Source organism: Methylobrevis pamukkalensis (assembly GCF_001720135.1).
GTDB lineage: Bacteria > Pseudomonadota > Alphaproteobacteria > Rhizobiales > Pleomorphomonadaceae > Methylobrevis > Methylobrevis pamukkalensis.
The window spans coordinates 1-1313 of the sequence record NZ_MCRJ01000254.1 but is presented as its reverse complement, the minus strand read 5'-3'; the positions used below and the strand labels follow the sequence as shown (position 1 = coordinate 1313).

Genomic DNA, 1313 nt, shown 5'->3' with positions numbered 1-1313 from the left:
GGTGCCGCCGAGCAGGCCGCGGCGGGTCAGTCTGGTGTCGATCATGGTTGCTGTCCCCTTCGTGTGTGTTGGCGCGCGGACGCGCATGGTCCGTCGGAGGGACGCCGCGTCCCGCCGGGGTTCTCGTGGTGCGTTCAGGAGAGCCGCGTTTGCCGCGGACGTGGTTGAAGGCCGCCGGCCGTCAGCCGGCGGATCCGTCTGCAGCCGCCTTGCGGCGGGTCCATTCGGCAAGCGATAGGGTCGGCAGGTCGAACTGGTCCTGGCTGCGGCTGTAGCCGTGGCCACCCAGCCGGCCGATCGCGTCCATCGCCTTCTGGTCGACGTATTTCGTCATCGGGTCGACCGCGTCGGCGCGAATGAACACGCCGAGCACCTCGCCGAGGATGATCTCGCGCGAGCGGCCGACCTCCAGCGTCATGTAGCGACGGCATTCCAGCGCCGCGGGCGCCTCGAGGATGCGCGGGCATTTCACGTGGGTGCCGGGCACCGCGGTCAGCCCCGCCTCGGCCAGTTCGTCCACCTCCGGCCCGAAGGGCACGGCGCAGATGTTCATGGCGTCCAGCAGCGCCTCGTCGACGATGTTGACCGTGAATTCCTCGGTCTCGCGGATGTTCTTCGCCGTGTCCTTGAACGACATGTCGGCGTGGTTCTCCACGCCGATGGCAAGGATCGCCGGATCGGCGGTCAGGCAGTTGAAGAAGCTGAACGGGGCGGCGTTGGCGCGGCCCTCCGTGTTCACCGTGGTGACGAAGGCGATCGGGCGCGGGATCACCGTGCCGATCAGCAGCTTGTAGCGGTCGCGGGCCGAGAGCGCACGGAAGTCGAAATGGGTGTGGGCGGTCATCGGGCCTGATCCCTGGTGCGATCTCGTGTGCGATCTTTCGCTCGCGGTCCGCTGCCGAGCGGCACGGCGGTCTGACGGGCGAGCAGCGGCGCGGCATAGTGGGCGAGCACGCCGGAAAGGTCTGCGGTGGGGGCGTCCTCGATCAGCGCGCGCTTTTCCACCGCGCCGATGTGATGGTCCATCAGCTTGATCGCCGCTTCGGCATCGCCGGAGCGCAGCGCCTCGATGATCTGCGAATGCTCGTTCACCGCGCAGTCGGAGGAATGCGGCCGGCCGTAGAGCGCGAGGATCAGCGAGCAGCGCGACACCACCTCGCCGAGGTAGCGCTCCAGCAGCCGGTTGCCGGACATCTCGCCGAGCGACATGTGGAACTCGCCGGCAAGGCGGATCGAGACCCGCTCGTCGCCGTGGCGGCGCGCCGCCTCCTCCTCGCGGACATGGCCCTCCAGCGCCGCGCCGAAGGCCGGCT

Annotated in this window: 2 protein-coding genes; both read right to left on the bottom strand. The window is 69.2% G+C overall.

Going from position 1 to position 1313, the window contains the following annotated elements:
* Window positions 1-181: 181 nt before the first annotated feature.
* The gene (locus A6302_RS20320) at window positions 182-844 is read right to left on the bottom strand and encodes a flavin reductase family protein (protein WP_069308521.1); all 663 of its coding nucleotides are present in this window, start codon (window positions 842-844) and stop codon (window positions 182-184) included.
* A partial coding sequence (locus A6302_RS20315; RefSeq protein ID WP_141704044.1) for a GntR family transcriptional regulator occupies window positions 841-1313 on the bottom strand: 473 nt, incomplete at its 5' end. The genes A6302_RS20320 and A6302_RS20315, both read right to left, overlap by 4 nt.

What these genes read in the sequence shown, in the direction of transcription:
- A6302_RS20320 (WP_069308521.1), bottom strand. Translation starts at nt 844, where the DNA reads ATGACCGCCCACACCCATTTCGACTTCCGTGCGCTCTCGGCCCGCGAC.